The sequence below is a fragment of the Sphaerisporangium sp. NPDC004334 genome (assembly GCF_053602655.1).
Genome location: NZ_JBSGDZ010000025.1, coordinates 108,826 through 135,655, shown reverse-complemented (window position 1 = coordinate 135,655; position 26,830 = coordinate 108,826). Strand labels below are relative to the sequence as shown.

General features: G+C 73.2%; 22 protein-coding genes. 19 read left to right on the top strand and 3 right to left on the bottom strand.

Annotated features, from left to right (window positions below; all coding sequences use genetic code 11):
• The 7 genes from ACWEN6_RS29885 to ACWEN6_RS29855 form a co-directional block, all read left to right on the top strand.
• Positions 1-1,469 (top strand): hypothetical protein (locus ACWEN6_RS29885; RefSeq protein WP_452574813.1); only part of this gene is annotated, 1,469 nt, incomplete at its 5' end.
• 13 nt (positions 1,470-1,482) lie between these two features.
• Positions 1,483-2,316, top strand: a complete 834-nt coding sequence (locus ACWEN6_RS29880; protein WP_354920912.1) for a glutamate ABC transporter substrate-binding protein — start codon at positions 1,483-1,485, stop codon at positions 2,314-2,316.
• A gap of 152 nt (positions 2,317-2,468) precedes the next feature.
• Positions 2,469-3,701, top strand: coding sequence for an amidohydrolase family protein (locus tag ACWEN6_RS29875; protein ID WP_452574811.1), 1,233 nt, complete (start codon positions 2,469-2,471; stop codon positions 3,699-3,701).
• 42 nt (positions 3,702-3,743) lie between these two features.
• On the top strand, positions 3,744-4,187 hold the full coding sequence (locus ACWEN6_RS29870; protein ID WP_452574809.1) for a TIGR04076 family protein: 444 nt from the start codon (positions 3,744-3,746) through the stop codon (positions 4,185-4,187).
• A 157-nt stretch (positions 4,188-4,344) separates the two neighbouring features.
• Entirely contained in the window at positions 4,345-5,355 is a 1,011-nt protein-coding gene (locus ACWEN6_RS29865; protein ID WP_452574807.1) for an LLM class flavin-dependent oxidoreductase, read from the top strand.
• Between the two features lie 326 nt (positions 5,356-5,681).
• Entirely contained in the window at positions 5,682-7,049 is a 1,368-nt protein-coding gene (locus ACWEN6_RS29860) for an alpha/beta hydrolase (RefSeq protein WP_452574804.1), read from the top strand.
• Positions 7,050-7,338: 289 nt separating this feature from the next.
• Positions 7,339-7,614 carry an isoamylase early set domain-containing protein gene (locus ACWEN6_RS29855; protein WP_354846805.1) on the top strand — a complete coding sequence of 92 codons (276 nt, stop codon included), beginning with the start codon at positions 7,339-7,341 and terminating at the stop codon, positions 7,612-7,614.
• 148 nt (positions 7,615-7,762) lie between these two features.
• On the opposite strand, the gene ACWEN6_RS29850 is transcribed toward ACWEN6_RS29855, so the two are convergent.
• The gene (locus ACWEN6_RS29850) at positions 7,763-10,174 is read right to left on the bottom strand and encodes a terpene synthase family protein (protein ID WP_452574802.1); all 2,412 of its coding nucleotides are present in this window, start codon (positions 10,172-10,174) and stop codon (positions 7,763-7,765) included.
• A gap of 236 nt (positions 10,175-10,410) precedes the next feature.
• Complete coding sequence (locus ACWEN6_RS29845) at positions 10,411-10,842, bottom strand: Lrp/AsnC family transcriptional regulator (protein ID WP_354846988.1); 432 nt, start codon at positions 10,840-10,842, stop codon at positions 10,411-10,413.
• A gap of 146 nt (positions 10,843-10,988) precedes the next feature.
• On the opposite strand from ACWEN6_RS29845, the gene ACWEN6_RS29840 reads away from it, so the two are divergent.
• Positions 10,989-11,873 carry a tryptophan 2,3-dioxygenase gene (locus ACWEN6_RS29840; protein WP_354920897.1) on the top strand — a complete coding sequence of 295 codons (885 nt, stop codon included), beginning with the start codon at positions 10,989-10,991 and terminating at the stop codon, positions 11,871-11,873.
• A 98-nt stretch (positions 11,874-11,971) separates the two neighbouring features.
• Here ACWEN6_RS29840 and ACWEN6_RS29835 read toward each other — a convergent pair whose 3' ends face one another.
• Positions 11,972-12,601 (bottom strand): helix-turn-helix domain-containing protein, encoded by a 630-nt coding sequence (locus tag ACWEN6_RS29835; protein WP_354846797.1) that lies wholly within the window; start codon positions 12,599-12,601, stop codon positions 11,972-11,974.
• 264 nt (positions 12,602-12,865) lie between these two features.
• Here ACWEN6_RS29835 and ACWEN6_RS29830 point away from each other — a divergent pair, with 264 nt between their 5' ends.
• The 11 genes from ACWEN6_RS29830 (at position 12,866) to ACWEN6_RS29780 (ending at position 26,819) form a co-directional block, all read left to right on the top strand.
• Positions 12,866-13,399 (top strand): (2Fe-2S)-binding protein, encoded by a 534-nt coding sequence (locus tag ACWEN6_RS29830; protein ID WP_354921009.1) that lies wholly within the window; start codon positions 12,866-12,868, stop codon positions 13,397-13,399.
• The gene (locus ACWEN6_RS29825; protein WP_452574801.1) at positions 13,396-14,391 is read left to right on the top strand and encodes an FAD binding domain-containing protein; all 996 of its coding nucleotides are present in this window, start codon (positions 13,396-13,398) and stop codon (positions 14,389-14,391) included. The genes ACWEN6_RS29830 and ACWEN6_RS29825 overlap by 4 nt, the downstream gene beginning before the upstream one ends.
• The gene (locus tag ACWEN6_RS29820) at positions 14,388-16,487 is read left to right on the top strand and encodes a xanthine dehydrogenase family protein molybdopterin-binding subunit (protein ID WP_354920891.1); all 2,100 of its coding nucleotides are present in this window, start codon (positions 14,388-14,390) and stop codon (positions 16,485-16,487) included. The genes ACWEN6_RS29825 and ACWEN6_RS29820 overlap by 4 nt, the downstream gene beginning before the upstream one ends.
• A gap of 15 nt (positions 16,488-16,502) precedes the next feature.
• Complete coding sequence (locus tag ACWEN6_RS29815) at positions 16,503-18,434, top strand: FUSC family protein (protein WP_354920888.1); 1,932 nt, start codon at positions 16,503-16,505, stop codon at positions 18,432-18,434.
• A gap of 340 nt (positions 18,435-18,774) precedes the next feature.
• Entirely contained in the window at positions 18,775-21,201 is a 2,427-nt protein-coding gene (locus tag ACWEN6_RS29810; protein WP_354920885.1) for an ATP-binding protein, read from the top strand.
• The gene (locus tag ACWEN6_RS29805; protein ID WP_354846786.1) at positions 21,198-22,193 is read left to right on the top strand and encodes an aminoglycoside phosphotransferase family protein; all 996 of its coding nucleotides are present in this window, start codon (positions 21,198-21,200) and stop codon (positions 22,191-22,193) included. The genes ACWEN6_RS29810 and ACWEN6_RS29805 overlap by 4 nt, the downstream gene beginning before the upstream one ends.
• Positions 22,178-22,933 carry a class I SAM-dependent methyltransferase gene (locus ACWEN6_RS29800; RefSeq protein WP_452574799.1) on the top strand — a complete coding sequence of 252 codons (756 nt, stop codon included), beginning with the start codon at positions 22,178-22,180 and terminating at the stop codon, positions 22,931-22,933. The genes ACWEN6_RS29805 and ACWEN6_RS29800 overlap by 16 nt, the downstream gene beginning before the upstream one ends.
• Before the next feature lie 170 nt (positions 22,934-23,103).
• The gene (locus ACWEN6_RS29795; RefSeq protein ID WP_452574797.1) at positions 23,104-23,991 is read left to right on the top strand and encodes an ABC transporter permease; all 888 of its coding nucleotides are present in this window, start codon (positions 23,104-23,106) and stop codon (positions 23,989-23,991) included.
• Positions 23,992-24,018: 27 nt separating this feature from the next.
• Positions 24,019-25,077, top strand: a complete 1,059-nt coding sequence (locus ACWEN6_RS29790; protein WP_354846778.1) for a taurine ABC transporter substrate-binding protein — start codon at positions 24,019-24,021, stop codon at positions 25,075-25,077.
• The gene (locus tag ACWEN6_RS29785; RefSeq protein WP_452574795.1) at positions 25,064-25,885 is read left to right on the top strand and encodes an ABC transporter ATP-binding protein; all 822 of its coding nucleotides are present in this window, start codon (positions 25,064-25,066) and stop codon (positions 25,883-25,885) included. Before ACWEN6_RS29790 ends, ACWEN6_RS29785 begins: the two co-directional genes overlap by 14 nt.
• A 49-nt stretch (positions 25,886-25,934) precedes the next feature.
• Complete coding sequence (locus tag ACWEN6_RS29780) at positions 25,935-26,819, top strand: TauD/TfdA dioxygenase family protein (RefSeq protein WP_380832155.1); 885 nt, start codon at positions 25,935-25,937, stop codon at positions 26,817-26,819.
• Positions 26,820-26,830 lie beyond the last annotated feature (11 nt).

Here is a 26,830-nt window from a genome sequence, read left to right as displayed (position 1 = left end):
CGCGGACCTGGTTCACGGCGGTCGCCGCCATGTCCAGGTGCAGGTCGCCGGCGTGGGGCCCCGCGGGGGGGCGGGCCGGCCCGGCCGCCGGCACCCCGGCGCTGCGCCGCCTGCTGCGGGTGCGCACCGTCCCCGGGTGGATCCGCCTGCTGACCGGGCTCGCCGTCGCCGCCGTCCTGCTGGTCTTCGCGACCGTCAGCATCGGAGTCGGCCACGCCAGGGACGGTCTGCGCGTCATCGGCCACACCGCCGGCCCGCAGGTCGTCACCACCGCCGACCTGTACTTCGCGCTCAGCGACATGGACGCACAGGTCGCCTCCGTGCTGCTCACCGGCCGCGAGTCCGCCCTCGGGCCCGGCCGCCAGACCATGCTCGACCGCTACGACGAGCGTCGCTCGCAGGCCGACCGCGCCGTGCTGCAGGCGGCCGACCTCGCCAGCGGTGACGCCACCGAGCAGATGACCGTGCAGGCCCTGCTGGACGGGCTCGGCCGTTACGAGCGGCTGGCCGCCCGCGCGCTGCTGCTGGACGAGCAGTCCGGCCACGCCGCCGGGCCGCCGCCCCAGGCCGTCCTGGACGTCTACCGCCAGGCGACCGACCTCATGCGGCTGGACCTGCTGCCCAAGGCCTACAACCTGACCCTGGACAGCGGCACCATCGTCCGGCACGCCTACCTGGCCGAGCTGTCGGCCGTCCAGCAGGGGCGCATCTGGGTGGGCGTCACCGGAGGGCTGGCGCTGCTGGCGCTCATCGTGCTGCAGGTCTATCTGAGCCGCGGCTTCCGCCGCACGTTCAACGTGCCCGCGCTGGTGGCCACCGTCGTGGTCGCCGCGCTGACCGTGGCCGCGTTCGCCGTCCTCCAGCACGAGGGCGACGTGCTGCGCGACGCCAAGGAGGACGGCTTCAACTCCGTCCTCGCGCTCTCGCGGGCCCGCGCCATCGGCAACACGCTGCACGGCGACGAGAGCCGCTACCTGCTCGACCCCGAACGCGCCGACACCTACGAGCAGGTGTACCTGGACAAGTCGCAGGCCGTCCTCTACGTCCCGGCCGGCAACCTCGACAAGTACTACGCCGCGGTGAACGACCGCGTCTCCGGCGGCAAGAAGGACTTCCTCGGGTTCTTCGGGGCGGAGGCCGCGGGCCTGTCCCTGGCCCCGCAGCGGCCGGCGTTCGACCAGGTCCTCCAGCGCTACCAGGCCTTCCAGCACAACGACCAGCGCATCCGGCAGCTCGCCACGTCCGGCTCGCGGCGCGCGGCGGTCGGCCAGGCCATGGGCCCGGCCTTCGCCTCCTACGACGACGCCCTGGTCAAGCTCACCGCGCTGCACCGCCAGGCGTTCGAGTCGGCGGTGCGCGAGGGCGACGGGGCGCTCGGCGGGTGGAACTGGGTGCCTCCCGCGGCCGCCCTGGCCGCCATCCTGATGGTCCTCATCGGTGTCCGGCCCCGGCTCGCCGAGTACCGCTGAAGGGAACCCCTTGATGGTCACGCTCACTTCCACGCGCGCGCACGGCGGGTTCCGCCGCGCCGCCGCCGCGCTGGCGGCCGTGGCGGCGCTCGTCCCGCTGGCCGCCTCCTGCGCGGCAGGCACCTCCATCCTCGACAAGGACTCCCTGGTGATCGGGGTGAAGGCCGACCAGCCGAACCTCGGGGTCAAGGGCGCCGGGGGCGCCTACTCGGGGTTCGACGTCGACGTCGCCACCTACGTCGCCCGCAAGCTCGGCAAGCAGGTGCGGTTCGTCACCGCGCCGTCCGCCCAGCGCGAGAACATGATCACGAATCTGGCGGTCGACCTGGTCGTCGCCACCTACTCCATCACCGCCGAGCGCAAGACCAAGGTGTCCTTCGGCGGCCCGTACTACGTGGCGCACCAGGACACGCTGGTGCGGGCCGACCAGAGCGGCGTGGACAACGTGCGCGACCTGCGCGACCGCAAGCTGTGCCAGGTGACCGGGTCCAACTCCTGGCGCCGGGTCAAGGAGGAGCGCAAGATCCCCGTGACGCTGGTGCCCTCGGCCTCCTACAGCGAGTGCGTCGAGGACCTGCGCGCGGGCAAGGTGGACGCCGTCTCGACCGACGACCTGATCCTGACCGGGTTCGCCACCTCCGGCACCAAGATCGTCAACGCGCCGTTCAGCGACGAGCGGTACGGCATCGGCATCCGCACCGGCGACATCGACGGCTGCGAGGCGGTCAACAAGGCGATCACCGAGATGTACCAGGACGGCACGGCCAAGCGGCTGCTGCAGAAGTGGTTCGCCAAGTCGGGGCTGGCCCTGACTTTCACCGTCCCGCAGTTCGAGGGCTGCGGCTGAGACCGGCCACAGGTCTCTGAAATTTCATGAACGTCGGGACCGAAAAAGTGAGGTGAACTCGGTTTTTACGGGTCGGGCCGCTATATTACCGAGTGAACAGGCTGTGCTCTTGTTCATGAACAGCGGTTCCTCTCATGGATCGAGGCCGGCCGATGGGCGAGGTGGTCATCGTCAACTGCACCGTCGTGCACGGGCGGGCGGCGGGCGGTGCCGAGGCCCTGCCCGATGCGGCGGTGCACGTCCGCGGTGAGCGCGTCCTCGCCGTCGGATCCCGCGCGCAGATCCTGCGCGGCATCCCCGGCGTGCCCGTCCTCGACCTCGACGGCGCCTACCTCACCCCCGGCCTGATCAACATGCACACCCACCTGTCGCTGTCGCTGCCGGGCCAGGGAGGCGACGACGTCAAGGGCATGGGACCGCACGACCTGGCCCTGTACATGGCCGACGGCGCCCGCCGCACCCTCGCGTGCGGGGTGACGACGGTGCGCTGCGTCGCCGAGAAGGACCACGCCGACTTCGCCCTGCGCCGGGCCATCGAAGCAGGCCGCGCGACCGGGCCGCGCGTCTACACCGCCGGACGGGCCCTGGTGTGCACCGGCGGCCACGGGCACGAGGGCGGCGACACCCTCGAGTGCGACGGGCCCGACGCCTTCCGCCGCGGCGTGCGCAGCCAGATCAAGGCCGGCGCCGACCTCATCAAGGTCATGATCTCCGGCGGCATCGCCGGTGAGCACGAGCGCATCGACACCCCCCAGCTGTTCGCCGACGAGATGGCCGCGGTGCTCGACACGGCGCACGCCTGGGGCCGCAAGGTCACCGCGCACGCCGGCCCGGCGGCCGTCATCGCCCAGGCCGTCGAGCTCGGGCTGGACTGCGTCGAGCACGGCTACGAACTGACCCCCGCCGTCGCCGCCGCCATGGCCGCCCGCGGCACCGCACTGGTCCCCACACTGCTCGTCACGCGGTGCAAGGAGTTCTTCGACGAGCTCGGCGTCCCTGAATGGATGCAGTGCCGCGCGCTGGCCGCCGGACCCCGCCACCTGGACAGCTACGCCATGGCCCTCGCGGCCGGCGTGACCGTCATGCTCGGCAGCGACATGCCCCCGTTCTGGCCGTTCGAGGGCACCAACGCCACGGTCAGGGAGCTGGAGCACATGTCCGAGGCCGGTCTCGGCCCGGCCGGCGCGCTGCGGGCCGCCACGCTCGAACCGGCCCGCTGGCTCGGCGCCGACGACGACCTCGGCACCGTCGAGCCCGGCCGGTACGCCGACCTCATCGCGATGGACGACGACCCCCTGAGCACCGCCTCGGCGTTCCGGGGCGTCCACTGGGTGATGAAAGGCGGCCGGATCGTCCGCGAAGACCGCGCGACGGTCCACCCCTGATGAGCCGCGTCCCTCACCCCCGCGCGTCCTGGAGTCCTCCACATGAATGACCAGCTCCCCGCCGATGGCGACGACGCGCCCCCGGACGAGACGCCCGGCGCGGCACCCGAGGGGTTCATCACTGCGCCCGAGGAGCTCGGCGTGGCGCCCGATGGGCCTGACGGGGCGGCCGAGGGCGATATGGAGCTGTACGACCTGCGGGTCGTGGTCGACCGCATCGACGGCAGATCGGTCTGCGGCATGCGAGTGGGCGACCGTTTCGACCTCGAACAGAGCGCGCACCTGCGTCTGCCCGACGGCGAGCACTTCTGCGTCTACGCGCTGGCCGCGGTGCTGCCCTTCCTCGCCGCCAAGCAGCGCGACCTCGCCGCCGGGGACTGGCTGGCGAAGGACACGCTGTTCGCCTGCCCCGATCCCGAGGAACGCCTGGTGATGCGCGTCGAACGAACCCGCCGCCGCCGCATGAACTCCGCGGACCTGACCTGAACCGCCCGAAGGCGCGAGCGCGTCCCGGCGGCGCTGCGCGTCGCGGCGGCGGTGCGCGTCCTGGCGGCGGTGCGCGTCGCGGTGGCGGCCCCGTGCACGGCGCATGGTTTCGGAGGAGACACGGCGCACGGTCCTGGAGGAGAAGGGAGAGGTTGCCATGAGACCCGCCGAGATCGGCCTCGGGTTGCAGAGTGACAAACGGCCGGGCGACTACGCGCGGCTGGCGCGCGTGGCCGAGGAGCACGGGTTCGACGTGCTGAGCGTGTTCGGCGACCTGATGTACCAGCCCCCGCTGTACCCGCTGCTGGAGATGGCGGCGGCCACCCGGCGCGTGCGGCTCGGTCCCGCCTGCCTCAATCCTTACTCCCTGGCCCCCTACGAGATCGCCGGCCAGATCGCCGCCCTGGACCTCGCCTCGGCCGGCCGTGCCTATCTCGGCCTGGCCCGGGGCACCTGGCTCGGCGCGGTCGGCATCGCCCAGCCCCGGCCGCTGACCGCCCTCGCCGAGGCCGCCGAGGTGGTCTACCGGCTGCTCGGCGGCGACGACACCGGGTACGAGGGCGAGGTGTTCCGCCTGGAGGCGGGTACGCTCCTGCGCTACCCCGTCCAGCGGGCACGGCCGCCGCTCCTGCTCGGCACCTGGGGCCCGAAGGGGGCCGCGCTGGCCGGGCGCATCGCGGAGGAGATCAAGGTGGGCGGCAGCGCCAACCCGGCGATGGTGCCCGTGATCCGCGACCGGGTGCGCGCCGGCGCCGAGGCGGCCGGACGCGACCCCGGCGAGGTCGGCGTCGTGCTCGGCGCGGTCACCGTCGTGGACACCGACGGCGCCGCCGCCCGGGCCAGAGCCCGCACCGAGGTCGCCATGTACCTGGCCGTGGTCGCGGAACTGGACCCGACCGCCGAGATCCCCGACGACCTGCTCGTCCGAGTGCGAGACCTGGTCGCGGCGGGGGAGGACCGGGCGGCCGGCGAGCTGATCCCGGACGACATCCTCGATCTGTTCGCCTTCTCCGGCACGCCCGAGCAGGTGGCGGCCCAGGCCCAGGCGCTGATCGACGCCGGCGCGCACAGGGTCGAGTTCGGCACCCCCCACGGCCTCGACGACGAGCACGGCGTCCGCCTCCTCGGCGCCGAAGTCCTCCCCCTCCTCAACCGCTCCCCGCTCTGACCAGCACCTGACCCCGACACGCCTTCCGTGAGGAAACGGTGGAGGTCCTCAATGACTGTTCCGCTGTGTCACTCGTAGTCGCGCCACGGCTGTCCCGGCGGCGGACCTGGTGAGCGCTGGAACGAACTCGCCGACGTTGCCATCGTGCTCCACCCGGAGCGCCGTTCGAACCGACCGGCGACCATCGAACGGGGAAGAACCGTGGTGTTCCTCATCGACGCGATCACCGGACGACCGGCCGTCGGTGGGAGGGACCGCCTCGATAGGCTGGGCGCGGTCCGGGCGGCCACTCGCCGGGCCTTCGGGGGCTGTGGGGAGGCCGGCGCGTGCGCGTGCACATTCTGATCGGGCCGGGCGTCCTGGCGGACGCCGGGCTGCTGGAGGACATGGCGGCGCGGGAGTTCGCCGCGCTCGGTGTCGAGGGGCGCCTGGTGGTCGCGGCCGACGTCGCCTCTTTCCGTGCCGAGTTGGACGCCACGGGCGACGATCAGGCCGTCGTCGCGATGCCCGGCCCTGATCCGGACGCCCGGCGGCTCATCGACGCTCCACCGGCATGCTCCCCTCGGACGGTGTGGCTCGATCTCGCCCGCGTGGGCCCGCTTCAGGCCGCCGGCGGGGCCGCTCACCTTCAGGGCCGGGGAGTGTGGGGTCTGACATGGGCCATCCGCCACGCCGTGCACCGGCTTCGGACGCCGGCCGTTCGCATCCCGTACGGGGACCATCCCGACCAGTGGGGAGAACTTCGGCTACCGTCCTCCGTGGCCGGTCCTGCACCTTGGCCCGCGGACACCGGCGTCTCCTCCGCCGGCGGGTCGCTGTCGTCTTCCGTGAACGCGGCCATCTCCGCCGCCGACGGGTCGCCATCGTCGTCCATGGGCTCCGTGGGCCGGTCCGCCGGGGGGCTGCCGCCGGTGGCGGTGCTGGTGCATGGGGGGTACTGGAGGTCCATCTGGCAGGCCGACCTGATGGACGCGCTCGCGATCGACCTCGCCCGCCGGGGGTACGCCACGTGGAACCTGGAGTATCGCCGACCTGACCTGCACGGATGGGACGCCACCACGCGGGACGTGGCGAGCGGGCTGGCGGCGCTGACGGCGCTCGGCGTCCCGCTGGACCTCGACCGCGTCGTGGTCCTCGGCCACTCGGCCGGCGGCCAGCTCGCCCTACGCCTCGCGGCCGACGCGGCCCGATCCGCCCCACTCGGCCAGGCGGCTCCCGGCCGGCCCGGCATGGACATGCCGGATGTGCCAGACCTGGACATGGCAGAACCGGTCCCAGGGAAGCGGGGCGTGGGGGAGTGGGCGGTAGGCAGGGGGGCACGGGAACCGCGGGTGGCGTTCGCCGTGTCGCTGGCCGGGGTGCTTGACCTGGTGGAGGCGGACCGGCGGCGCATGGGCGTCGGAGCGGTCGCCGCCGCGCTCGGCGGGGACGCGCACGAGTTGCCCGAGGTGTACGCCGCCGCGAGCCCGCTGGCCCGGCTGCCGCTGGGTGTGCCGCACCTTGTCGTCCAGGGAACCGATGACGATCCCGACCTGGTGGACATCGGCCGCAGGTACGCGCGCGCGGCCGGCCCGGAGGCCGTCCATGTCGAACGGCCGGGCGACCACTTCGCCGTCATCGACCCCGACGCCCCCATCTGGCACGCCGTGGCAGACCATCTCGCCGACCATCTGCCCGCCCGAACCCGGCCCTGAGACCGTGTAGCGATGACCGATCCTGGCTTGGCCCGGTCATCGACGACCGGCCCTGCCGTAGGCAGGTTCGTGGCCATCGCTCCCTGCATGAGGACGGTTGGCCGTGGATGGTCACGTTGCTTGTGGGTTCGGGGTCGGTGGGGCGGTTGTGAGGGTGCCGCGCACGGCCGGGTGGAGGGGGAGAGTGCGGGGATCTGAGGGTGAACAGTGTGTTACGTGCGGCGTGTCCGTGTGATGAGGGTGTGGGGGTGCGCCAAGCTGGGGGTGTCACAACCCGGAGGACCCCCCGATGCTCAAGCGCAACCTGCTTTTCGGCCGTAAGACCCGCGTCACCTTCTGTCTGCCCGCCGACCGGCCCTACGGCGTGGTCAGCGTCGTCGGCGACTTCAACGACTGGTGCCCGGGGCGTCACGAGCTGCGCCGCCGCCACAACGGCCTGCGCACCGTCTCGGTGATCCTGCCCCAGGGCGTCCACCGGTTCCGCTACCTGGCGACCGCCGGCCTGTGGTTCGACGACGAGACCGCCGACCAGATCGACCACCACGGCAGCCTGATCCATCTGTGACCCCGTGCCGGGCGGTTCTCCATGAACCGCCCGGCCATGCACCATGACCTACCGCCGTGACCTGCCCGATGGTCCCTCACGACTCGCCCGGCGGTTCACGCGGCTCGCGGGGTGGTGATGACGGTGCCGGGTGTCGTGGTCGCCGTGGTCAGCGGTCGGGGGCCGTTTCCGGTGGTCCCTGTGGGGTGAGGCGTGCCGCCGAGGTGCCGAGGCCGGTGGGGGGCATGGCCCGCCATACCTCTGGGGCGGACGGCTGGGGAGCGCCGGCGGTGACCTGCGCGGGAGCGGCGGTGACGAAGGCATGCGATGGGGCGGCGGTGAGGAGGGCATGCGTCGGGGGAGCGGTGAGGGAGGCACCCGTGAGGGGTGCGGCGAAGGGGGCGGGCGAGCGGGGCGCGGTGGCGGAGCCGTGGGTGCGTAGTTCGGCTTCGGTGTAGCGCGCGCAGCGGCGGTGCCATTCGAGGATGCCGGACATCCACTCTTTGAGGGACTCGGCGTGCTCGACGAGGATCTGCCGCGCCCGCTCGCCGAGGGCGAGGTCGTCCAGCAGGGCGGGCAGGTCGTGGGCGACGATGTGCTCGAACTGCCGCATGCGCGCCGTCATCAGGTCGGCCACGATGTCGCGGGCCCGGCAGCGGTCGACGCCGAGGAAGCGCTCGACCACCAGCACCATGTTGTGGACCTCCCCCTCGAACTCGATCTCCTTCTGGTAGGAGAACAGGTCGTTGGTGAAGCAGGCGTAGTCCTGGGCGGCGGTGTCCAGCTCGCGCAGCACGCGTGTCTGGTACACCTCGTCGGGCACGACGTCGATGTGGGCGAGCCGGGCCAGGCTCATCGTCATGTCCGAGCCGAAGGTCTTGCGGCGCATCTCGACGTAGTCGATCGGGTCGGGGACGCGGTTCAGGGCCTGGTTGCCCACCTCCCACACCCAGCTGCCGGTCATGTCCTCCACCGCGGCGCGCAACCGCCGCCGCCCGCGCGCGTCCATGCCGGAGGCGGTGCGCCGCCACAGGTCGCCCAGACCGCGCTCGAGCGCGCCGGACGGCTCGGGGGTCTCGCTCATGTCCACCGGCATGAACGACCCGAGCCGCTCGTGGCAGAGCCGCGCCGCCGGCAGGTCGCGGGGGACGCCGAAGACCAGGGGGAAGTAGTCGTCACCGTAGGTGCCCCAGGCCAGCCAGTCGGACGACAGGCAGACCTGCTCCAGCGTGCCGTCGGCGTGGATCATCGCCGCGCAGTGCGCGAAGTCGAAGCCGAGGAAGCGCCGCTCGTCCCACAGCGCGCCGGCGGAGATGCCGGGGAGGGAGTCGAACATGCCCATGCGCCGCGCCCAGTCGGCCCCGTGGCGCCGCGCGGCCTCCAGATGCGGGTTCGTGCGGAACGCGAACGGCATGTGGAAGGCGGGCAGGTCAAGGTGCCCCACGGGGCGCAACGGCGGAGACAGGTGCTGGCGGGAGCGCAGGTCGGCGCCGAGTCGCAGCGTGGGCAGCAGCGACCACACCGCCGAGGTGCCGAGCCCGGACGGGCCGGGCGGGACGCCGGGGACCGGGCCGCCGGCGGCGCCCTCATTCATGTAGCGGCTGGAGCGGGCGTGCCACTCGTGGCCGCCGGACTGCCAATCTTGCAGGCCCTTGACGTAGGCGGCGACCGCGGCCTGCTCGTGGGCGGGCGCCGCCCGCTCGGCGAGCAGGGCGGGCACCTCGGTCAGCGCGGTGGTCTCGAACTGCTGGAGCCGGGAGGTCAGCAGGTCGTTGACCAGTTCGGCGGCCTCCTGCGTGGGGCAGTCGAAGAAGCGCTCGAAGACCAGCACCGCGTTGGAGTTCTCGCCCTCCTCCTGAACCTCGCGCTGGTAGGAGAACAGGTCGTTGCGCAGGTGCACCGCGTCGGAGAAGGTGTCGGACAGGACCTTCATCGGCCGGGTGCCGGCGAGGTGGGCGGGGATCTCGGCCCGCGCGGCGTACTCGACCAGGTCGGCCGACCAGGGCGCCCCGCCGACCCTGCGCCGCATCTGGACGTACTCGATGGGGTTGGCGACGCGGCCCAGCTCGATGTTGTTCAGCTCCCACATGGACTCGACCATCAGGTTGTGGGTGCTGGTGGTGAAGCGCCGCCGCCAGTCGGGCGACATGGCCGGCACCGTGCGCGCCCAAAGATCCTTCAGCCCGGCCTCGGCGGGGTCGGCCGGCTCGGGCGGCGTCTCGCCCTCGGCGGTCATGAACAGCTCGAGGCGGTCGAGGTGGGCCTTGGCGCCCGCCAGGTCGCGGGAGTGCTTGAACAGTTCGAGGAAGTGGTCGTCGAAGAAGAACACCCAGACGTACCAGTCGGTGATGAGGTCGAGCGTCGCGCCGTCGCAGTCGGGGTGGGTGTAGGCGCACATCAGCGCGTAATCCATCTGGGCGAGCGCGGCCTCGTCCCAGATGAGGCCGCCGCCGGGCCGCGGCGCGTCGAGCATGCCCATGCCGCGCGCCCAGGCGGTGCTGTGGGCGCGGGAGCGCTCGAGGTGCGGGTTCAGCCGGGCGGGATACGGCATGTAGAAATCGGGCAGTGTGAAAGCCTGCATGAGCCTGCCTAAGTCTCGTGAGCCGACCATGACCGTGCGCTTACCGTGACCTTACCATCGCGGAGGGTCACGATGTCATCGCGCGAGCCGGCCGGTACGGCGGCGGGCCAGGCACCGCGGTCGCACGGGGCTCCGGGGGGGCACGGGCCTCAAGGGCGAACGGGGGGCGCATCGGGCACGGGGCCGAACGGGGGCGCAGCGGGCAACGGAGGGAACGGCCCGCCGGCGCCGGGAGGTCACTCGTCGGCGGGAGCGAGCGCGCGCCAGGGCAGGGGGCTCGAGAGCATCATCATGCTGGAGGGCTGCCCGTAGGGGGCCAGGCGGTCGATGAGCTCCTCGAAGGCCGTCATCGAGGTGGCGGCGACGCGCAGCAGGCAGCAGGTGTCCCCGGTGACCCGGTGCACCTCGACGATCTCCGGCCAGGCGAGCGCCTGCTTGTCGCGCAGCACGCACCGCACTCCATAGCAGGACATGCGGATCAGGGCGCTGACCTTGCGGCCGGCGCGGGAGGGGTCGATCCTGGCGTGATAGCCGGCGATCACGCCGGTCTCCTCCAGCCGGCGCACCCGCTCGGCGACCGCCGGGGCCGACAGGTGCACCCGCCGGGACAGCTCGCTGTAGGACAGTCGTGCGTCCGCCTGCAGTTCGGCCACCAGGGCCCAGTCCATCGCGTCCACGGTCACGCTCCGTCATTCGCAAACCGGAAACCGTCTTCCGCCTTCCGTTCCGAAGGCGGAAGGGGCGAATCGCTATCGAGTCATCATTTCACTGGAATTCTATATAAGTGAACATGGAGGTGAACTGAGGAGTTGGGATGACGAGCAGACGGCGGGCCGGAGGCGCCCGGGTGAGATCCTTGGCCGGGCGCCTGCGTGCCCCTGCGCAGGCGGCCGAGCACGTGGCGCCCACCCTGGAGTTCGCCGACGGCACCCCTTACGACCACTATGTGGCGGCGCAGGCGCTGCACGGGCTCCAGCGGACGGTCACCGACGTGCCCGAGGAGCGCGCCTTCCTGGTGACGACCCAGGTGATGGAACTGTACTTCGGGCTGATCCGGTCGGAGTGGTGGCTCGCGCAGCGGCTGCTGGACGACGACGAGGTGGTGGGGGCGACGGCGGTGCTGGCCCGCAGCGTCCGCTACTTCGAGGCGCTCAACGCCTCCTGGGCGGCGCTGAGCTGGCTCACGCCCGCCCAGTTCAACGCCTTCCGCGACGCGCTGGGCGAGGCCTCGGGGTTCCAGTCGGCCATGTACCGGCACCTGGAGTTCCTGCTGGGCAACAAGTCGGAGCCGCTGACCCGCCCGCACCGCCGCAGCCCGGCGGTGTACAAGGAACTGGTCGACGCCCTGCGGCGCCCCAGCCTGTACGACAGCGTGCTCGCCCTGCTCGCCAGGCGCGGGTTCGAGATCCCCCCGCCCGGCGACCCGGCGCAGGAGTACGTCCCGAGCCCGCTGGTGGAGGACGCCTGGGTCCGGGTCTACGCCGAGCACGGCCCGGGGGAGGAGCTGTGGTCCCTCGCCGAGACGCTCACCGACCTGTCCGAGAGGTTCTCCGACTGGCGCTACCGGCACCTGATGGCCGTGCGCCGCTCGATGGGCGCCAAGCCGGGCTCGGGCGGCTCCAGCGGGCTCACCTGGCTGGAGCGCAGCCTGCGCCGCGACGTGTTCCCCGAGCTGTGGTCCGCCCGCACCCGCATGTGACTCCGGCACGGATGTTCACCGGTTTTCGTCCCACGTAACACCTTGCCCTCCGGGTGAACGGGTGAGGCCGAGGCGTCCTGCCGGGCGGAAACAGCCGGTCAGAACAGCCGGGGGGTGACCACCGAGACCACCGTGGTGACCGCGTCGGTGTCGTTGTACATGGCGTGCGGCACGGTGGAGCGCAGGTGGACACTGTCGCCCGGGTAGAGCCGGTGTTCCACGCCGTCCACCTCGTACAGCAGCTCGCCCGACAGCACGAAGGCGAACTCCTCGCCCGCGTGCCCGTAGGCGTCCTCGCGCCGCCCCCCGGGGGCGATGTGCACCAGCAGCGGCTCCAGCACCAGGTGCGGCCCGCGGGCCGACAGCATGCGGTAGGTCTGCTGGCCGGAGACGTACTCGGTGGCCGCCGTCGAGGCCCGGGTGAGCGTGAAGTGGGAGGGAAGCCGGGCGATGTCCGCGCGGTCGTCGCCCGGCTGCTGCTCGTCGTCGAAGAAGTCGGCGACGCTGTGGTCGAGCGCCGCGGCGACGCCGTTCAGCGCGGTGAGCCCGATGGAGGAGATGCCCCGCTCGACCTGCGACAGGAAGCCGATCGACAGCCCCGAGCGGGTGGACAGCCCGCGCAGCGTCATGCCGCGCTCCTTGCGGAAGCGGCGCATGCGGGCGCCGACGGCGTCGGGCCGGTCGCGCTGGTCGTGCTCGCCGCGGCCCTGGCGCGCCGATGTGCCCACCGGATGACCTCCTCGATCGGGCGGCGCGGCCGCGCCTTTCAACGGTAAAGAGCACACCTATTTCACCCCAGGTGCCGTCCGCGTGCCAACCGGGGTCCGCTCCGTCCCCGCCGGCCGACCCGCCCGGGGGCCGCATTGCCCGGCCGGGGACCGGGACGGGCAATGATGGGCCGCCCTTGGGATAACCGTGACATGTCCGGGGGTAGGGAAGCGCGGGTGAAAGGCCAAGCCAATACGCCCGGCGAGGACCCGGCCCCGGTCCCGATCACCGCCGATCTCCAGCTTCGTGTCAATGACCGGCTATATCCGATCACGGCCGACACCAGGGAGTCACTGCTGGACACCCTCCGGGAGCGCCTGGGCCTGACCGGCGCGAAGAAGGGCTGCGACCACGGCCAGTGCGGCGCCTGCACGGTCCTGGTGGACGGCAGGCGGGTGGTGTCGTGCCTGACGCTGACGGTGTCGGTGGACGACGGCGCCGTCACCACCGTCGAAGGGCTCGCCGCCTCCGGCGCCGTCCACCCGCTGCAGCGGGCCTTCGTCGAGCACGACGCCCTGCAGTGCGGCTTCTGCACTCCCGGGCAGCTCTGCTCGGCGGCGGGCATGCTCGCCGAGGCGGCGGAGGGACGGCCGAGCCTGGTCAGCGCCCGCGACGCCGCCGGGGCCGGCGGCCCGGTGACCCTGGACGAGGAGGAGATCCGCGAGCGGATGAGCGGCAACCTGTGCCGGTGCGGCGCCTACCCGGGCATCGTCGCCGCCATCGCCGAGGTGGCCCGGTCGGCGGAGGTCGCGCGATGAGACCCTTCGCCTACCAGCGCCCGCCCACCGTAGCCTCCGCCGTGGCCGCGGCAGGCGCGGACGCGGACGTGATGTACCTGGCCGGCGGCACCAACCTGGTCGACCTCATGCGGCTCGGCGTCGCCGCACCGGGCACGCTCATCGACGTCACCCGCGCCGTCTCCACCGCCATCGAGGAGACCCCCGGCGGCGGCCTGCGCATCGGCGCCGGCGCGCGCAACGGCGACCTCGCCGCCCACCCCGTGGTCCGCCGCCGCTACCCGGTGCTCGCCGAGGCGCTGCTCTCCGGGGCCTCCGGCCAGCTCCGCAACATGGCGACCGCGGGTGGCAACCTGCTCCAGCGCACCCGCTGCTCCTACTTCCAGGACGTCACCAAGCCCTGCAACAAGCGCAGCCCCGGCACCGGATGCCCGGCCCGTGAGGGCGAGCACGGCAACCTGGCGATCCTCGGCCACTCGGAGAGCTGCGTGGCCACCCATCCCTCCGACATGGCCGTCGCCCTGGCGGCGCTCGGCGCGCTGGTCCACGTGGAGGGGCCCGCCGGGGCGCGTCAGGTGCCCATGCCCGGGTTGCACCGGCTGCCCGATGACGACCCCTCACGCGACACCGTCCTGTCGCCCGGCGAGCTCATCACGGCGGTGGAGCTGCCCGCGCTGCCGATGGCCGCCCGCTCGGCCTATCGCAAGGCGCGCGACCGGGCGTCGTTCTCCTTCGCCTCGGTGTCGGTCGCGGCGGCGCTGGAGGTGGACGGCGGCGCCGGGGGAGTGGTGCGCGACTGCCGCATCGCCCTGGGCGCCGTCGCGCACGTCCCGTGGCGGGCCGAGACCGCCGAGGCCGCGCTGCGGGGCGGGCCCGCGACCGAGGAGGCGTTCATCCAGGCCGCGGGCGCCGAGCTGGAGCGGGCGCGCCCGCTGCCGCGCAACGGCTACAAGGTGCCGCTGGCCCGTAACCTGATGGTGCGCGTGCTGGCCGATCTGGCGGCCCGGCCATGACCGCCGCCCCGCCCGTCACGGGCGCCCGCCACGTGGGCGAGGCCCTCGACCGCGTGGACGGCCTGGCGAAGGTCACCGGCAGCGCCATGTACGCCTACGACCACGGCCCGGCCGACCTGCTGCACGCCGTGCCGGTCGAGGCCGCCATCGCCCGCGGCGAGGTCGTCCAGGTGGACGTGGACTCCATGCTCAAGCGCCCCGGCGTGGTCGCGGCCATCTGGCACGGCAACGCGCCCCGGCTGGCGACCTCCGACGAGGATCTGGCCGTCCTGCAGTCGCGGCGGGTGTCCTACCGCGGCCAGTACATCGCCGTCGTGGTGGCCGAGACCCTGGAGGACGCCCGTGAGGCGGCGCGAACGCTGCACGTGCAGTACGCGCCGGAGGAGCACGACGTCGGCCTGCGCGCCGACCACCCGAAGATGTACCGGCCCGACGCCGTCAACGCCGGCCACCCCACCGACACCGAGCAGGGCGACCCCGACGCCGCTCTCGCCTCGGCGCCCGTCGTGGTGGACGAGGTGTACAGCACCCCGGCCGAGCACAACAACCCCATGGAGCCGCACGCCACGGTCGCCGAGTGGCACGGCGACGGGCTGACCGTCCACGAGCCGTCCCAGAACGTCACCGGGCTGCGCGCGACCCTGGCCTCGCTGTTCGGCATGCCGCCCGCCCACGTGCACGTCGTGTCGCCCTACGTCGGCGGAGGGTTCGGCTCCAAGGCCAAGGTGCACCCGCACGTCATCCTCGCCGCCCTGACCGCCAAGCAGGTCGGCCGGCCGGTCAAGATGGCCCTCACCCGGCGCCAGATGTTCGCGGCCACCGCCTACCGCACCCCGACCATCCAGCGGATGAGGCTGGGCGCCGAGCCCGACGGGCGGCTGGTCGCCCTCACCCATGACGTCTTCGAGCAGAGCTCGGCCCTCGCCGAGTTCGCCGAGCAGGCCGCGGTGCCCTCGCGCACGATGTACGCGGCCCCGCACCGCCGCACCACCCACCGCCTGGTGCGGCTGGACGTGCCGACCCCCTCGTGGATGCGCGCGCCCGGCGAGTGCCCGGGCATGTTCGCGCTGGAGTCGGCGATGGACGAGCTGGCCATCGCCTGCGGCGTCGACCCGATCGACCTGCGGGTGCGCAACGAGCCGGCCGCCGATCCGCACAGCGGGCTGCCGTTCAGCTCCAGGAACCTGGTCGGCTGCCTGCGCGAGGGGGCCCGGCGCTTCGGCTGGGCCGGACGCGACCCGCGCCCGGGCATGCGGCGCCGGGGAAGGCTGCTGGTCGGCACCGGCGTCGCCGCCGCCACCTTCCCCGCCCTTCGCGCCCCCTCGTCGGCGAGCGCCCGGGCCGAACCCGACGGCCGGTACACGGTGCGCATCGCCGCCGCCGACATCGGCACCGGCGCGCGCACCGTGCTGACCCAGATCGCGGCCGACGCCCTGGGCTCCACGCCGGGCCTGGTCACGGTGGAGCTCGGCGACAGCGCGCTGCCCCGCGCCGCGGTCGCGGGCGGGTCCATGGGCACCGCCTCGTGGGGGACGGCCGTGGTGCGCGCGTGCGAGGCGCTCAGGGAACGACTCTCGGCCGTGGGCGGCGCCGTCCCGGCCGGTGGGCTCGAGGCCACGGCCGACACCACCCAGGAGGTGCGCGGCCGGCAGCGGTACGCCCGCCACGCCTTCGGCGCGCAGTTCGCCGAGGTGACCGTCGACGCCGACACGGGGGAGACCCGCGTGCCGCGCCTGCTCGGCGTGTTCGCCGTGGGCCGCATCCTCAATCCCAAGACCGCGCGCTCGCAGCTCATCGGCGGCATGACCATGGGGCTGTCGATGGCTCTGCTGGAGGAGAGCATCATGGACCGCGAGTTCGGCGACTACCTCAACCGCGACCTGGCGCAGTACCACATCGCGGCCAACGCGGACGTGCGCGACGTCCAGGCGTTCTGGCTGGAGGAGGACGACCCGCACCTCAACCCCATGGGCTCCAAGGGCATCGGTGAGATCGGCATCGTCGGCACCGCCGCGGCCATCGCCAACGCCGTCCACCACGCCACCGGGGTGCGGATCCGCGACCTGCCGATCCGCCTGGACAAGCTGGTGCGCTGAACGCGTCCCCGGCCCGTGTTCTCGCTGTCCTCGCTCTTCCGGCATCCCGCCGACCGGCTGGCCGGCGCGGCTCCCGGCTGGCTGGTGGAGACGGTCCGGCCCGCTCCGGCGCGGCCGGACTGGGCGGCGATGGCGCGGGTGGCGGCCTCCGTCACCGGCCCCCTGGTCGCGACCCTGGCCGCCGGGCGGCTCACCCTGGGCCTGCTGCCCGCGATGGGGGCCATGGCGGCGGCGCTGGCCGACCGGGGCGGCTCCTACCGCGCCCGGGTCATCCGCATCGCCGGCGCCGCGTGCGGCGGGTCGGCCGGGTACATGATCGGCCACTCCGCACGCGGCCTCGGCTGGTGGACGGTCCTGGTGGCCGTCGCGGTGTCGGTGCTGTCCGCGCTGGTCAGCGTCTCGGGGGCGGCCGGGTCCCTGGGCGGGCTGCAGTCGCTGGTGATGACCGTGCTCGGCCTCGGCGTGTCCTTCCCCCAGGGGCCGGTGACCGGGGCGTCGGCCTACGCCGCCGGCGCGGCCTGGGCGATGGTGCTGTCGGTCGCAGGCTGGCCGCTGCGTCCCCGCGCCGCCGAGGAATCGGCCGTCGCCGGCGCCTACCGGGCGCTCGCCTGCCTGCTGGAGCGCTGGCACACCGGCAGGGCCGAGGCTCTGACCGCCTTCGACGCCGCGCTGAAGAAGGCCTACGACACCGTGCTCGGCGCTCGGTCGGCGGCGCTCGGCCCCGACCGGGAGCGCACCCGCCTGGTCGCTCTGCTCAACCAGGCCATCCGCGTCCGCAACGCCCTGATCTCGCTCATCGAGGAGGGGCGCGAGCCGGCGCCCGAGATCGCGCAGGCTGTCGCCTCGATCGCCGGCGCGCTGGCCGGTGAGGGGACCGCCGGCCGGCCGAAGCGGCTGGAGGCCGTCTCGCCCGCACTGCGGGCGGTGTGCGCGGCGGTGAACGACACCGTGGAGCTGCTGTCAGGGAGCGAGGTCCCCTCCGGCCAGGAGCCGGTCCGCGAGGCGGCCGGCCCTGGCGCGAGGATCGGCCGGCTCTGGCAGCGGCTGCGGTACGGGCACCTCGCCCGGGTCTACACGGTCAGGCTCGCGCTGTGCATGGGGGTGGCCGCCGCGCTGAGCGAGTTGCACTGGATCGAGCGGTCCTACTGGGTCATGCTCACCGTCGCGCTGGTGCTCAAGCCGGACTTCGGTTCGGTCTTCGCCCGGGCGGTGCAGCGGGGGATCGGGACGGTCGTGGGCGCGATGCTCGGCACCCTGGTGCTGTTCGTGGTGCCCTACGGGCCCGGGATCCTCATCCCCCTGGCGTTGTTCGCCGCGCTCCTGCCCTACGGCCAGCAGCGCAACTGGGGGCTGATGTCCACCTTCCAGGTGCCGCTGGTCGTGCTGCTGGTCGACCTTCTGACCGGCGCGGGGCCGCGGCTGGCGGAGATCCGCCTGGTGGACACCCTGATCGGCTGCGCCATCGTGCTGGTGTTCGGCTACCTGCCCTGGCCGGCGAGCTGGGAGGCGCCGGTGGGGCCGCCGTTCGCCGACGCGGTGGCCGCCACGGCCCGCTACCTGCGGCACGCGTTCGAAGGCGGCCCGCCGTGCGCGCTGCTGCACCGCGAGGCGTTCGACGCCCTGGCCGACCTTCGTACGGTCTTCCAGCGGGCGCTGACAGAGCCGCCGGTGGTCAGCAGGCGCGTCACCACCTGGCTGCCGGCGATGACCGCGCTCGAGCGGGTGGCCGACGCGACCGCGGCCACGGCGGCCCTGACCGAGCACGGCCGGGACGCGCCCTCGCCGCAGGCGGTCAGCCGGACGGCCGCGTCGCTGGAGGAGATCGCCGAGCAGGTCCGCGCCGGGCGGCCGGTGGCCGACCAGGTGCGCCTGACCGCCGACGGCCCCCTGGAGCCGATCACCGAGGCCGTCCGCGGCCTGCACGACACCCTGACCGGCCGCCCCTGACCGGCCGCCCCTGACCGACCGGCCGGCGTCGTCCGTCCCCGCCGATGAATGCGACCGATAGTGTCTACTGCCGCTTATTCGTAATAAGCGGTATTCGTCCCTCTTCTCCGGATTTGCCGCTCTCTATTCGCGTGTGTCCCCCGCTTTCGCCATTCCCCGGAGACCGGCACCCACCACGAACGAACCGACCGCCCACCAGCCCCGCAGAGAATCCGGGCCACCTTTGCCACCTCCCGATATTTCGTGACATGCGCAGGACGCCGCCACCCGCGAAATGGCGGTTAGGATGTGCATCGCCAAGGGCGGACCCTGGTATTCACTCCCTCCCCCAGGAGACCGGATGTCACTGCAGCCGAGGTTCCGGCGGGTGGCCGCACTCGACAGGCGGTTCGTCGACCGCGAGGACGTTCTTGAGGCGTTCATGAGGGAATTGCGCGACCGCGGGGACGCGCGGGGCCCACGGGTCTTCAACGTGACCGGCGTCGGCGGCATCGGCAAGTCGCGGCTGCTGCGTGAGCTCAAGAAGCGGGCGGAGCAGGAGGGCTGCCGCACCGCGCTGCTCGACCTCCAGGTCCCCGCCATGCGCCAGCAGGAGGACGCCCTCGCGGTCCTGCGCATGGAGCTCGGCCGGCAGGGCGTGATCTTCGACCACTTCGACATCGCCTACGCCGTCCTGTGGCAGCGCCTGCATCCGCACCTGAAGATCAGCCAGGCGGAGCTTCCGTTCGCCGACGAGAGTGAGATCCTCACCTCGATCCTCGACGAGACCTCCGGCCTGCCGGTGTTCGGCACCGCGGTCGGGCTGCTGAAACTCGCCCAGCGTGCGCGCTCCTCGGTCCGTCACCGCCGGGTGATCAAGGACGACGAGGTCCTCCAGCGGCTGGACGAGCTGTCCAACACCGACGTGCTGGACGCCGTCACCTACCTGTTCGCACAGGATCTGCGCGCCTCCGGCGGCATGCCGTGCGTGGTCTTCGTCGACGCCTACGAGGCGTTGGTCCCCATCCCGGTCAAGACCGGGCGGGTGTCCAGCGCCGACGCGTGGCTGCGCGACCTGATCGCCCAGCTCGATCGCGGTCTGGTGGTCGTGGGCAGCCGCGAGCCGCTCGGCTGGCAGGTCCACCACCCCGAGTGGGCCGAGATCGTCAACGAGTGCAAGATGGACGGGCTGCCGATGGACGCCCGGCTGGAGCTGCTGCAGCAGGCCGGCATCTCCGAGGGCGTCGTCATCGCCCAGGCGTCCCAGGGCCTGCCCTTCTACCTGCACCTTGCGCTGGACACCCAGGCGGGCAACGCGCGGGCGGTGTCCATGGAGGAGATCTTGCAGCGGTTCCTCAACCACGTCGCCCCCGCCGAGGTGCGGCTGCTGGAGCTGCTGAGCGTCGCCAGGACCTTCGACTTCGAGATCTTCCACACCCTCGCCCAGGCTTACGACCTGCCCGCCGACCGCTTCACGTGGGAGTCGCTGACCGCCTACTCCTTCGTCTACCCCGCCGGGGAGCACGGCCTGCGTCTCCACCAGTTGATGGTGGTCGCGCTGCGGGCGCGGCTCAGCCCCGAAGCCACCCGGGAGGTGCACGCCCACCTGCGCGCCGCCTGGGACGCCCGCGCCGCCGCGGGCGACGGGACGGCCCTGCGCGAGGCGGTGTACCACGGGGTGCGCGCCGGGGCGCTGAGCGCCGAGGACCTGCTGGACTACGCCGACCGCAGCATCCGGCGCGGCGGCAAGCAGGCGGGCGACGGCATCCTCGCCGACCTGACCGAACTCGGCCTGCACGGGGAGCTGGCGGAGGCCGCCCGCTGTCTGGCCGTCGAGGCCGCGATCACCATGGGCGACGCCGGGCAGGCCGCCGCGCTGGCCGACCTCGGCCCGGCCCCCGCCGTCGGCAGCACGGCCCAGGCGCGGCTGGCGATGGCCGCGGCACACGCCATGCGCATCGCCGGCGACACCACCGAGGCGGGCCGGGTCTACACCCGCGTCTGGGAGCGGCATCGGGGGCCGGTCCGCCCGATCGCCGGGCTGTGGGTGGCCGAGGTCCCCATGTGGCAGGGCCGGTTCGCCACCGCGTTCTCCCTGGCCGAGCAGGTGCTGAGGGACGCCCCCGAGGACGACTGGGTGCTGCGCGGTGACGTGCTGCGGCTGATGCACCTCGGCCGCCGTTTCCACCTCGACTTCGCCGAGGCCGCCGTGCGGCTGGAGGAGGCCCACGCCTGCTACGCGCGGTCGGGGTCGGTGGTGGGGTTGGCCAACATCGCCACCAACCGGGTCGAGCTGGCGGCCTGGGACGACCCGGCGGCGGCTCTGCGCCTGGCGGGCGAGGCGATCGCGCAGCAGCAGGAGCTCGCCGCGCTGCACGAGCTCGGCAAGACCTACACCGGGCTCGCCCTGGCGCAGATGCGCCTCGGCGAGCTGCGGGCGTCCTCCGACTCCTTCGCGCTGGCCTGCGAGTACCTCGACCGGGCGGGTTACCGGTCGGGCCGGGCCAGGGCCGAGTTGTTCCGCGCGCTGCTGCACGTCCTGCAGGGCTCGCCCGAGCGGGCGGCCAGGGCGCTGGTCTGGGCGGCCGAGGAGTTCATCGCCTCGGAGGTCTACCCCACGCTGATCGTGGCCGCGCACCAGACGCTCGAGCGCATCGACCTGCCCGACGAGCAGGTGGCTCGGGCCGCCGATGAGGCGCGCGGCCGGATAGAGCCGCTCGACTCGCTTCCGGCACTGGAGTCCCGCATGGCCGATCTGATCGAATCGGTCCTGGGAGGACACCGATGACGATGGAACTGTACGAGACCGCCCGGGCGCACCTGGACGCCGCCGCCGGTTACTACAACAAGAACGTCCGCGTGCCCACGCCCGACGGGCCCGTGAACGTTCGTATCCCCATCGACGGCGCGGACGTCATGGACCTGCGCCTGTGGCGCGAGGATGAGGTCCTGCCGGCGATCGCGCCCTATGTCGCCGACGCGCCGCGGCTGCTGCACACCTCCGCGGCCCCGCTCTTCCAGGTGCACCAGTTCATCCACGGCCGGGTGCTCAACGACCTCGCCCCCCGCGGCGTCCCGGTCCCCGGGCATGTGCCCGGGGACGTCGTCCGGCTGCTCACCCAGCTGGCCGAGATCCCGCGCGAGAAGCTCCCGTCCCTGCCGCCCGACTGGCCGGTGGGAGAGGACACCCAGGGGTTCGGGCGCCGGCTGTCGGACCTGACGCGGTGGGTGTACTCCAGCTTCGCCACCGAGTACGCCTGGCTGTACTCCGCGTTCAAGGTCCCGGCGGACCCGGTGGCCGCCGCCGAGGCGCTGTGGCCGGGCATGACCGCCCGCCCCCTGGTGTGCGTGCACGCCGACATCCACCGCAAGAACATGATCGTGGACGACGGGCGGACGGTCTTCCTCGACTGGGAGCTCGCCCTCTGGGGTGATCCGGTCTACGAGATGGCCGTGCACCTGCACAAGATGGGCTATCTGCGCGCCGAGCGCGACCGCGTCGTCGAGCTGTGGGCCCGCGCCATGCCCCCCGGGCACATCCTCGGCTGGGAGCACGACATGGAGGTCTACCTGGCCCACGAGCAGATCAAGTCGGCCGTCGTGGACACCGTCCGCTACGCCCAGCTGTTCGTGGATCCCGACTCCGCCCCCGAACCCGAGCCCGAGCTGGTCGCCAAGCTCACCGAGAAGCTCAACAACGCCTACCGCCACTGGGGCGTCTCCCCGCGGGCCGAGGAGGACCAGGTCGAGGCCACCCTGCAGCGGTGGGCGCGGCGGTGATCCGTTTCCGCGGCGAGCTGGCGCGCAACTACGTGGACGGTCGCCGGCTTCCCGAGGAGACGGTGGCCGTGTGGATGCGCGCCGTGGCGCCCTGCATCGCCGTCTCCGGGGGCCCGGTGCTCGACCTGGGGGCGGGCACGGGGCGCTTCTCCCGCGCGCTGGCCGGGCACTTCTCCGTACGGGTGGTCGCCGTCGAGCCCTCGGCGGAGATGCGCGCGGCCGCGGCGGCCGCGGCCGGCCCCGACGTCGGTGTGGTGGGCGGCCGGGCCGAGGCCGTCCCATGCGGGTCCCGGGCCTTCCAGGCGATCTGGGCCTCCCAGGTGGTCCACCACATCGAGGACTTCGACCGGTGCGCCGCCGAGGTGCGCCGGGTTCTGGTCCCGGGGGGCCGGTTCGTCGTCCGCGGCGCCTTCCACGACGCCGAGCGGACGACGCTGTTCCATACCTACTTTCCCGACCTCGTCGTCCTGGCCGAGGAGAGAGGCCGTGCTCTGGCGGCCCTGACGCGCGCGCTGGAAGGGGCCGGGATGGCCGCCGAGCGCCGCGACACGGTCGTCCAGACCTCGGCGCCGACCCTGGCCGCGTTCGCCGGCCAGGTGGCGCTGCGTGCGCACAGCCCGCTGCGCCGCCTGAGCGACGACCGGTTCGCCGAGGGGCTCGAACGCCTGAGGAAGGACGCCGCCCGCTCCCCGGACAGTGGGCCCATCACCAGCGCCATGGATCTCGTCGTCTACTCCTGAGCACACCTCGGCCCGTCCCGCGTTGACGCCGTCCTGCCGTGCGGTCTTTCCGGTGCGCATCGCGCCCTGACCGCGGGGCCGGGCGAGACCGTTGCGCTATTCATGTATTTACGGTAGGAAATACCTATGAAGATGCTGGTCTGTCGGTGGGGGAGCCGGTGAGCTCGTCGGTGTCCGTTCGCTCCGATGTCGTGGGCGCGTCCGGTCCCGGCCGGACCGGCGGCGCGGGCGTGGAGCGTGGTCCCGGACCGTCGGCGGGCGCGCGGAAGGCTCGCCGGGGACGGGTGCGCCGGCTCGGCGCGCGCTTGTTGTCGCTGGTGGTCCTGCTGGTGCTGTGGCAGCTCGTGGCCGTCGCCATGCGCAACCCCTCCTTCATCCCGCCGCCCAGGGCGGTGTGGGACCAGCTCGTGCTCACCTCCACCGTCCACGGCGGCGTCCGGGGGTACAGCGGGCACCTGCTCGTGGAGCACCTGGCGGTCAGCCTGCGCCGCATCCTGATCGGCTCGGTGCTCGGCGTCGCGGCCGGGCTCGCTCTCGGCGTGGTCATGGGCACCGTGTCCTGGATCCGCGTGGTGGCCGAGCCGGTGGTCACCTTCGTCCGCGCCCTGCCGCCGCTGGCCTACTTCAGCCTGCTGGTCATCTGGTTCGGCATCGACGAGAGCCCCAAGCTGTGGCTGCTGACCATCGCCGCGCTCCCGCCGGTCGCCGTCGCCACCGCGTCGGCCGTCTACGGCGCCCCCGGGGAGCTGGTGGAGGCGGCGCGGGCCCTCGGCGCGCGGCGGCGGGACGTCATCGGCGACGTCGTGCTGCCCAGCGCCCTGCCGGAGATCTTCACCGGCGTGCGGCTGGCCGTGGGCATCGCCTACTCCTCGGTCGTCGCGGCGGAGACCATCAACGGCGTTCCCGGCATCGGCGGCATGGTCCGCGACGCCCAGCGTTACCTGCAGACCGACGTCGTGGTGCTCGGGCTGCTCGCCATCGGCATCTCCGGCCTGCTGATCGACGGCGCCCTGCGCCTGCTGGAGCACAGGCTCATCCCCTGGCGCGGCCGCGCCTGAGCCGCGCCCTGAAAGGAAACCCCCGAAATGACCGGAACAGGCCCGCGCCGCCTGCTGCCCCTCGCCGCGATCGCCCTGGCGGCCTGCCTGCTGGCCGCCTGCGGTGACGGCACCGCCTCGGGCGGGCCCGGCGGCGGCGCCTCCGCGGCGGGCAAGACCATCCGCCTGGCCTACCAGGCCTTCCCCAGCGGCGACCTCATCGTGAAGAACAAGCGCTGGCTGGAGGAGGCGCTGCCCGGCTACCGCATCACCTGGACCAAGTTCGACTCCGGCGCCGACATCAACACCGCGTTCGTCGCCAAGAGCGTCGACATCGCCGCCATCGGCTCCAGCCCGGTGGCCCGCGGGCTGTCGGCGCCGCTGAACATCCCTTACCAGGTGGCCTTCGTGCTGGACGTGGCCGGTGACAACGAGGCCCTGGTCGCCCGCGACGGCAGCGGCGTCACCTCGGTGGCCGGGCTGCGCGGCAAGAAGGTGGCCAGCCCATTCGCCTCCACCTCCCACTACAGCCTGCTCGCCGCCCTGGACCGGGCCAAGGTACGCGAGTCGGAGCTGACCGTCGTCGACCTGGAGCCGCAGGACATCCTGGCGGCCTGGACGCGCGGCGACATCGACGCCGCCTACGTGTGGCTGCCGGTGCTGGACACCCTGAAGAAGAACGGCAAGGTGCTGGTCACCAGCCGCGAGCTGGCCACGGCGGGCAAGCCCACCCTGGACCTCGGCGTGGTGTCCACCGCGTTCGCGCAGGCCCACCCCGACGCGGTCGACGCCTGGCGTAAGGCCGAGGCCAGGGCGCTGGACCTGCTCGCGAGCGACCGCGCCGCCGCGGCGGCGGCCGTCGGAGCCGAGCTCAACATCAGCCCCGCCGACGCCGGGCACCAGCTCGACCTCGGCGTCTTCCTCAAGCCCGCCGACCTGCCGGGCCCCGAGTGGCTGGGCACGCCCGGCAAGCCCGGCGGCCTCGCCCGCGACCTGCTCAGCGCCGCGGAGTTCCTGAAGTCCCAGCAGAAGATCGACGCGGTGCCCGACCTCGCGACCGTGGGCGACGCCATCTACAACAAGGGGCTTCCCGATGCCCTCTCCTGACGCCACGGGCACGGCGGCCCCGGACACCGCCCGCCCCTCCGAGCGTGCCGCCGCCGTGGAGGTGCGCGAGGTGGAGCACGTGTACGGCCGGGGCGCGAGCGCCGTCGCCGCGCTCGGGCCGCTGTCGCTGACCGTCGCCGACGGCGCCTTCCTGGTCCTGGTCGGCGCCTCGGGCTGCGGCAAGACCACCCTGCTGCGGCTGGTCGCCGGCTTCGAGCCGCCCACCGCCGGGACGGTCCGCGTCGCCGGCGCCGCGCCGGTGCCCGGCAAGGGGGCCGGCGTCGTGTTCCAGCAGCCGCGGCTGTTCCCCTGGAAGACCGTCGGCGGCAACGTCGAGCTCGCGCTGCGCTACGCCGGGGTGCCCCGCCAGGAGCGCCCCCGAAGGGCTGGGGAGCTGCTGCGGCGGGTGGGCCTGCACGATGTCGCCGCCCGCCGCGTCTGGGAGATCTCCGGCGGCCAGCGGCAGCGCGTCGCGATCGCCCGCGCCCTGGCCGGCGACGACCCGCTGCTGCTGCTCGACGAGCCGTTCGCCGCGCTGGACGCCCTCACCCGCGAGCGGCTGCAGGAGGACCTGCGCCGGATGAGCGCCGAGACCGGACGCACCTCGGTGTTCGTCACCCACAGCATCGACGAGGCGGTGTTCCTCGGCAGCCGCGTCATCGTGCTGAGCGCCCGCCCCGGGCGCGTCGCCCTCGACGTCGAGGTCGACCTGCCGAGGACCGGGCTGGAACCCGACGAGCTGCGCGGCCTGCCACGGTACGCCGCGTTGCGCGCCGAGATCGGCCACGCCGTCCGCGCCGCCGCCTGACCCGGCGGCCACCCACCGCACCGCCGTACGATCGGAACGGAGCAACGAGATGACCTCCACCACAGAGCACCCGGCCGCGACGCTGACGCTCGACCCGCTCGGACCCGCCTTCGGGGCCGAGGTCCTCGGGCTGGACCTGGCCGCCGCGACCGACGCCGAGCTGGCCGCCGTGCGGGCCGCGCTCGTCGAGCGCAAGGTGCTGTTCTTCAGGGGACAGGGCCTCGACGAGGACGGCCAGATCGCCCTCGGGCGGCGGCTGGGCGAGCTGACCCCCTCCCACCCGGTCGTCGCCGGCGTGGACGAGGCCCACCCGGAGATCTACGCCATCGACAGCGCGGACAACGGCTTCGCGGACGTGTGGCACACCGACGTCACCTTCATGCCGCGCCCGCCGCTCGGCTCCATCCTGCGCGCCGTGCGGCTGCCGGAGTCCGGCGGCGACACCAGCTGGGCCGACGGCCAGCTCGCCTACGACTCGCTGTCGCGGCCGGTGCGCGACCTGGTGGACCGGCTGACCGCGGTGCACGACGGCAACCGGGAGTTCGGTTACTACCTCGCCCAGCGGCGCGGCGGCAGGGGCAACGTGTGGGAGGGCGAGACCGTCACCCGCCTTGACCCGGTGGAGCATCCGGTGGTCCGCGTCCACCCCGAGACCGGGCGCAAGGGCATCTTCGTCAACCCCGGTTTCACCTCCCACATCGTCGGCGTCTCCGAGGCCGAGAGCCGCGGCATCCTCGACCTGCTCTACGCCCATCTGACCAAGCCCGAGCACATCGTGCGTCACCGGTGGCGGGCCGGCGACGTGGCCATGTGGGACAACCGCAGCACCTCCCACTACGCCAACCGCGACTACGGCGCCGCGCACCGCGTCATGCACCGCATCACGCTGCGCGGCGACCGGCCGGTCGGGCCGTCCGGCCCCGTCACGGCATAGCGGTGCCCGTC

What these genes read in the sequence shown, in the direction of transcription:
- ACWEN6_RS29790 (WP_354846778.1), top strand. Translation starts at nt 24,019, where the DNA reads ATGACCGGAACAGGCCCGCGCCGCCTGCTGCCCCTCGCCGCGATCGCC.
- ACWEN6_RS29780 (WP_380832155.1), top strand. Translation starts at nt 25,935, where the DNA reads ATGACCTCCACCACAGAGCACCCGGCCGCGACGCTGACGCTCGACCCG.
- ACWEN6_RS29880 (WP_354920912.1), top strand. Translation starts at nt 1,483, where the DNA reads ATGGTCACGCTCACTTCCACGCGCGCGCACGGCGGGTTCCGCCGCGCC.
- ACWEN6_RS29845 (WP_354846988.1), bottom strand. Translation starts at nt 10,842, where the DNA reads ATGGACTGGGCCCTGGTGGCCGAACTGCAGGCGGACGCACGACTGTCC.
- ACWEN6_RS29855 (WP_354846805.1), top strand. Translation starts at nt 7,339, where the DNA reads ATGCTCAAGCGCAACCTGCTTTTCGGCCGTAAGACCCGCGTCACCTTC.
- ACWEN6_RS29870 (WP_452574809.1), top strand. Translation starts at nt 3,744, where the DNA reads ATGAATGACCAGCTCCCCGCCGATGGCGACGACGCGCCCCCGGACGAG.
- ACWEN6_RS29785 (WP_452574795.1), top strand. Translation starts at nt 25,064, where the DNA reads ATGCCCTCTCCTGACGCCACGGGCACGGCGGCCCCGGACACCGCCCGC.
- ACWEN6_RS29805 (WP_354846786.1), top strand. Translation starts at nt 21,198, where the DNA reads ATGACGATGGAACTGTACGAGACCGCCCGGGCGCACCTGGACGCCGCC.
- ACWEN6_RS29850 (WP_452574802.1), bottom strand. Translation starts at nt 10,174, where the DNA reads ATGCAGGCTTTCACACTGCCCGATTTCTACATGCCGTATCCCGCCCGG.
- ACWEN6_RS29840 (WP_354920897.1), top strand. Translation starts at nt 10,989, where the DNA reads ATGACGAGCAGACGGCGGGCCGGAGGCGCCCGGGTGAGATCCTTGGCC.
- ACWEN6_RS29875 (WP_452574811.1), top strand. Translation starts at nt 2,469, where the DNA reads ATGGGCGAGGTGGTCATCGTCAACTGCACCGTCGTGCACGGGCGGGCG.
- ACWEN6_RS29825 (WP_452574801.1), top strand. Translation starts at nt 13,396, where the DNA reads ATGAGACCCTTCGCCTACCAGCGCCCGCCCACCGTAGCCTCCGCCGTG.
- ACWEN6_RS29810 (WP_354920885.1), top strand. Translation starts at nt 18,775, where the DNA reads ATGTCACTGCAGCCGAGGTTCCGGCGGGTGGCCGCACTCGACAGGCGG.
- ACWEN6_RS29865 (WP_452574807.1), top strand. Translation starts at nt 4,345, where the DNA reads ATGAGACCCGCCGAGATCGGCCTCGGGTTGCAGAGTGACAAACGGCCG.
- ACWEN6_RS29820 (WP_354920891.1), top strand. Translation starts at nt 14,388, where the DNA reads ATGACCGCCGCCCCGCCCGTCACGGGCGCCCGCCACGTGGGCGAGGCC.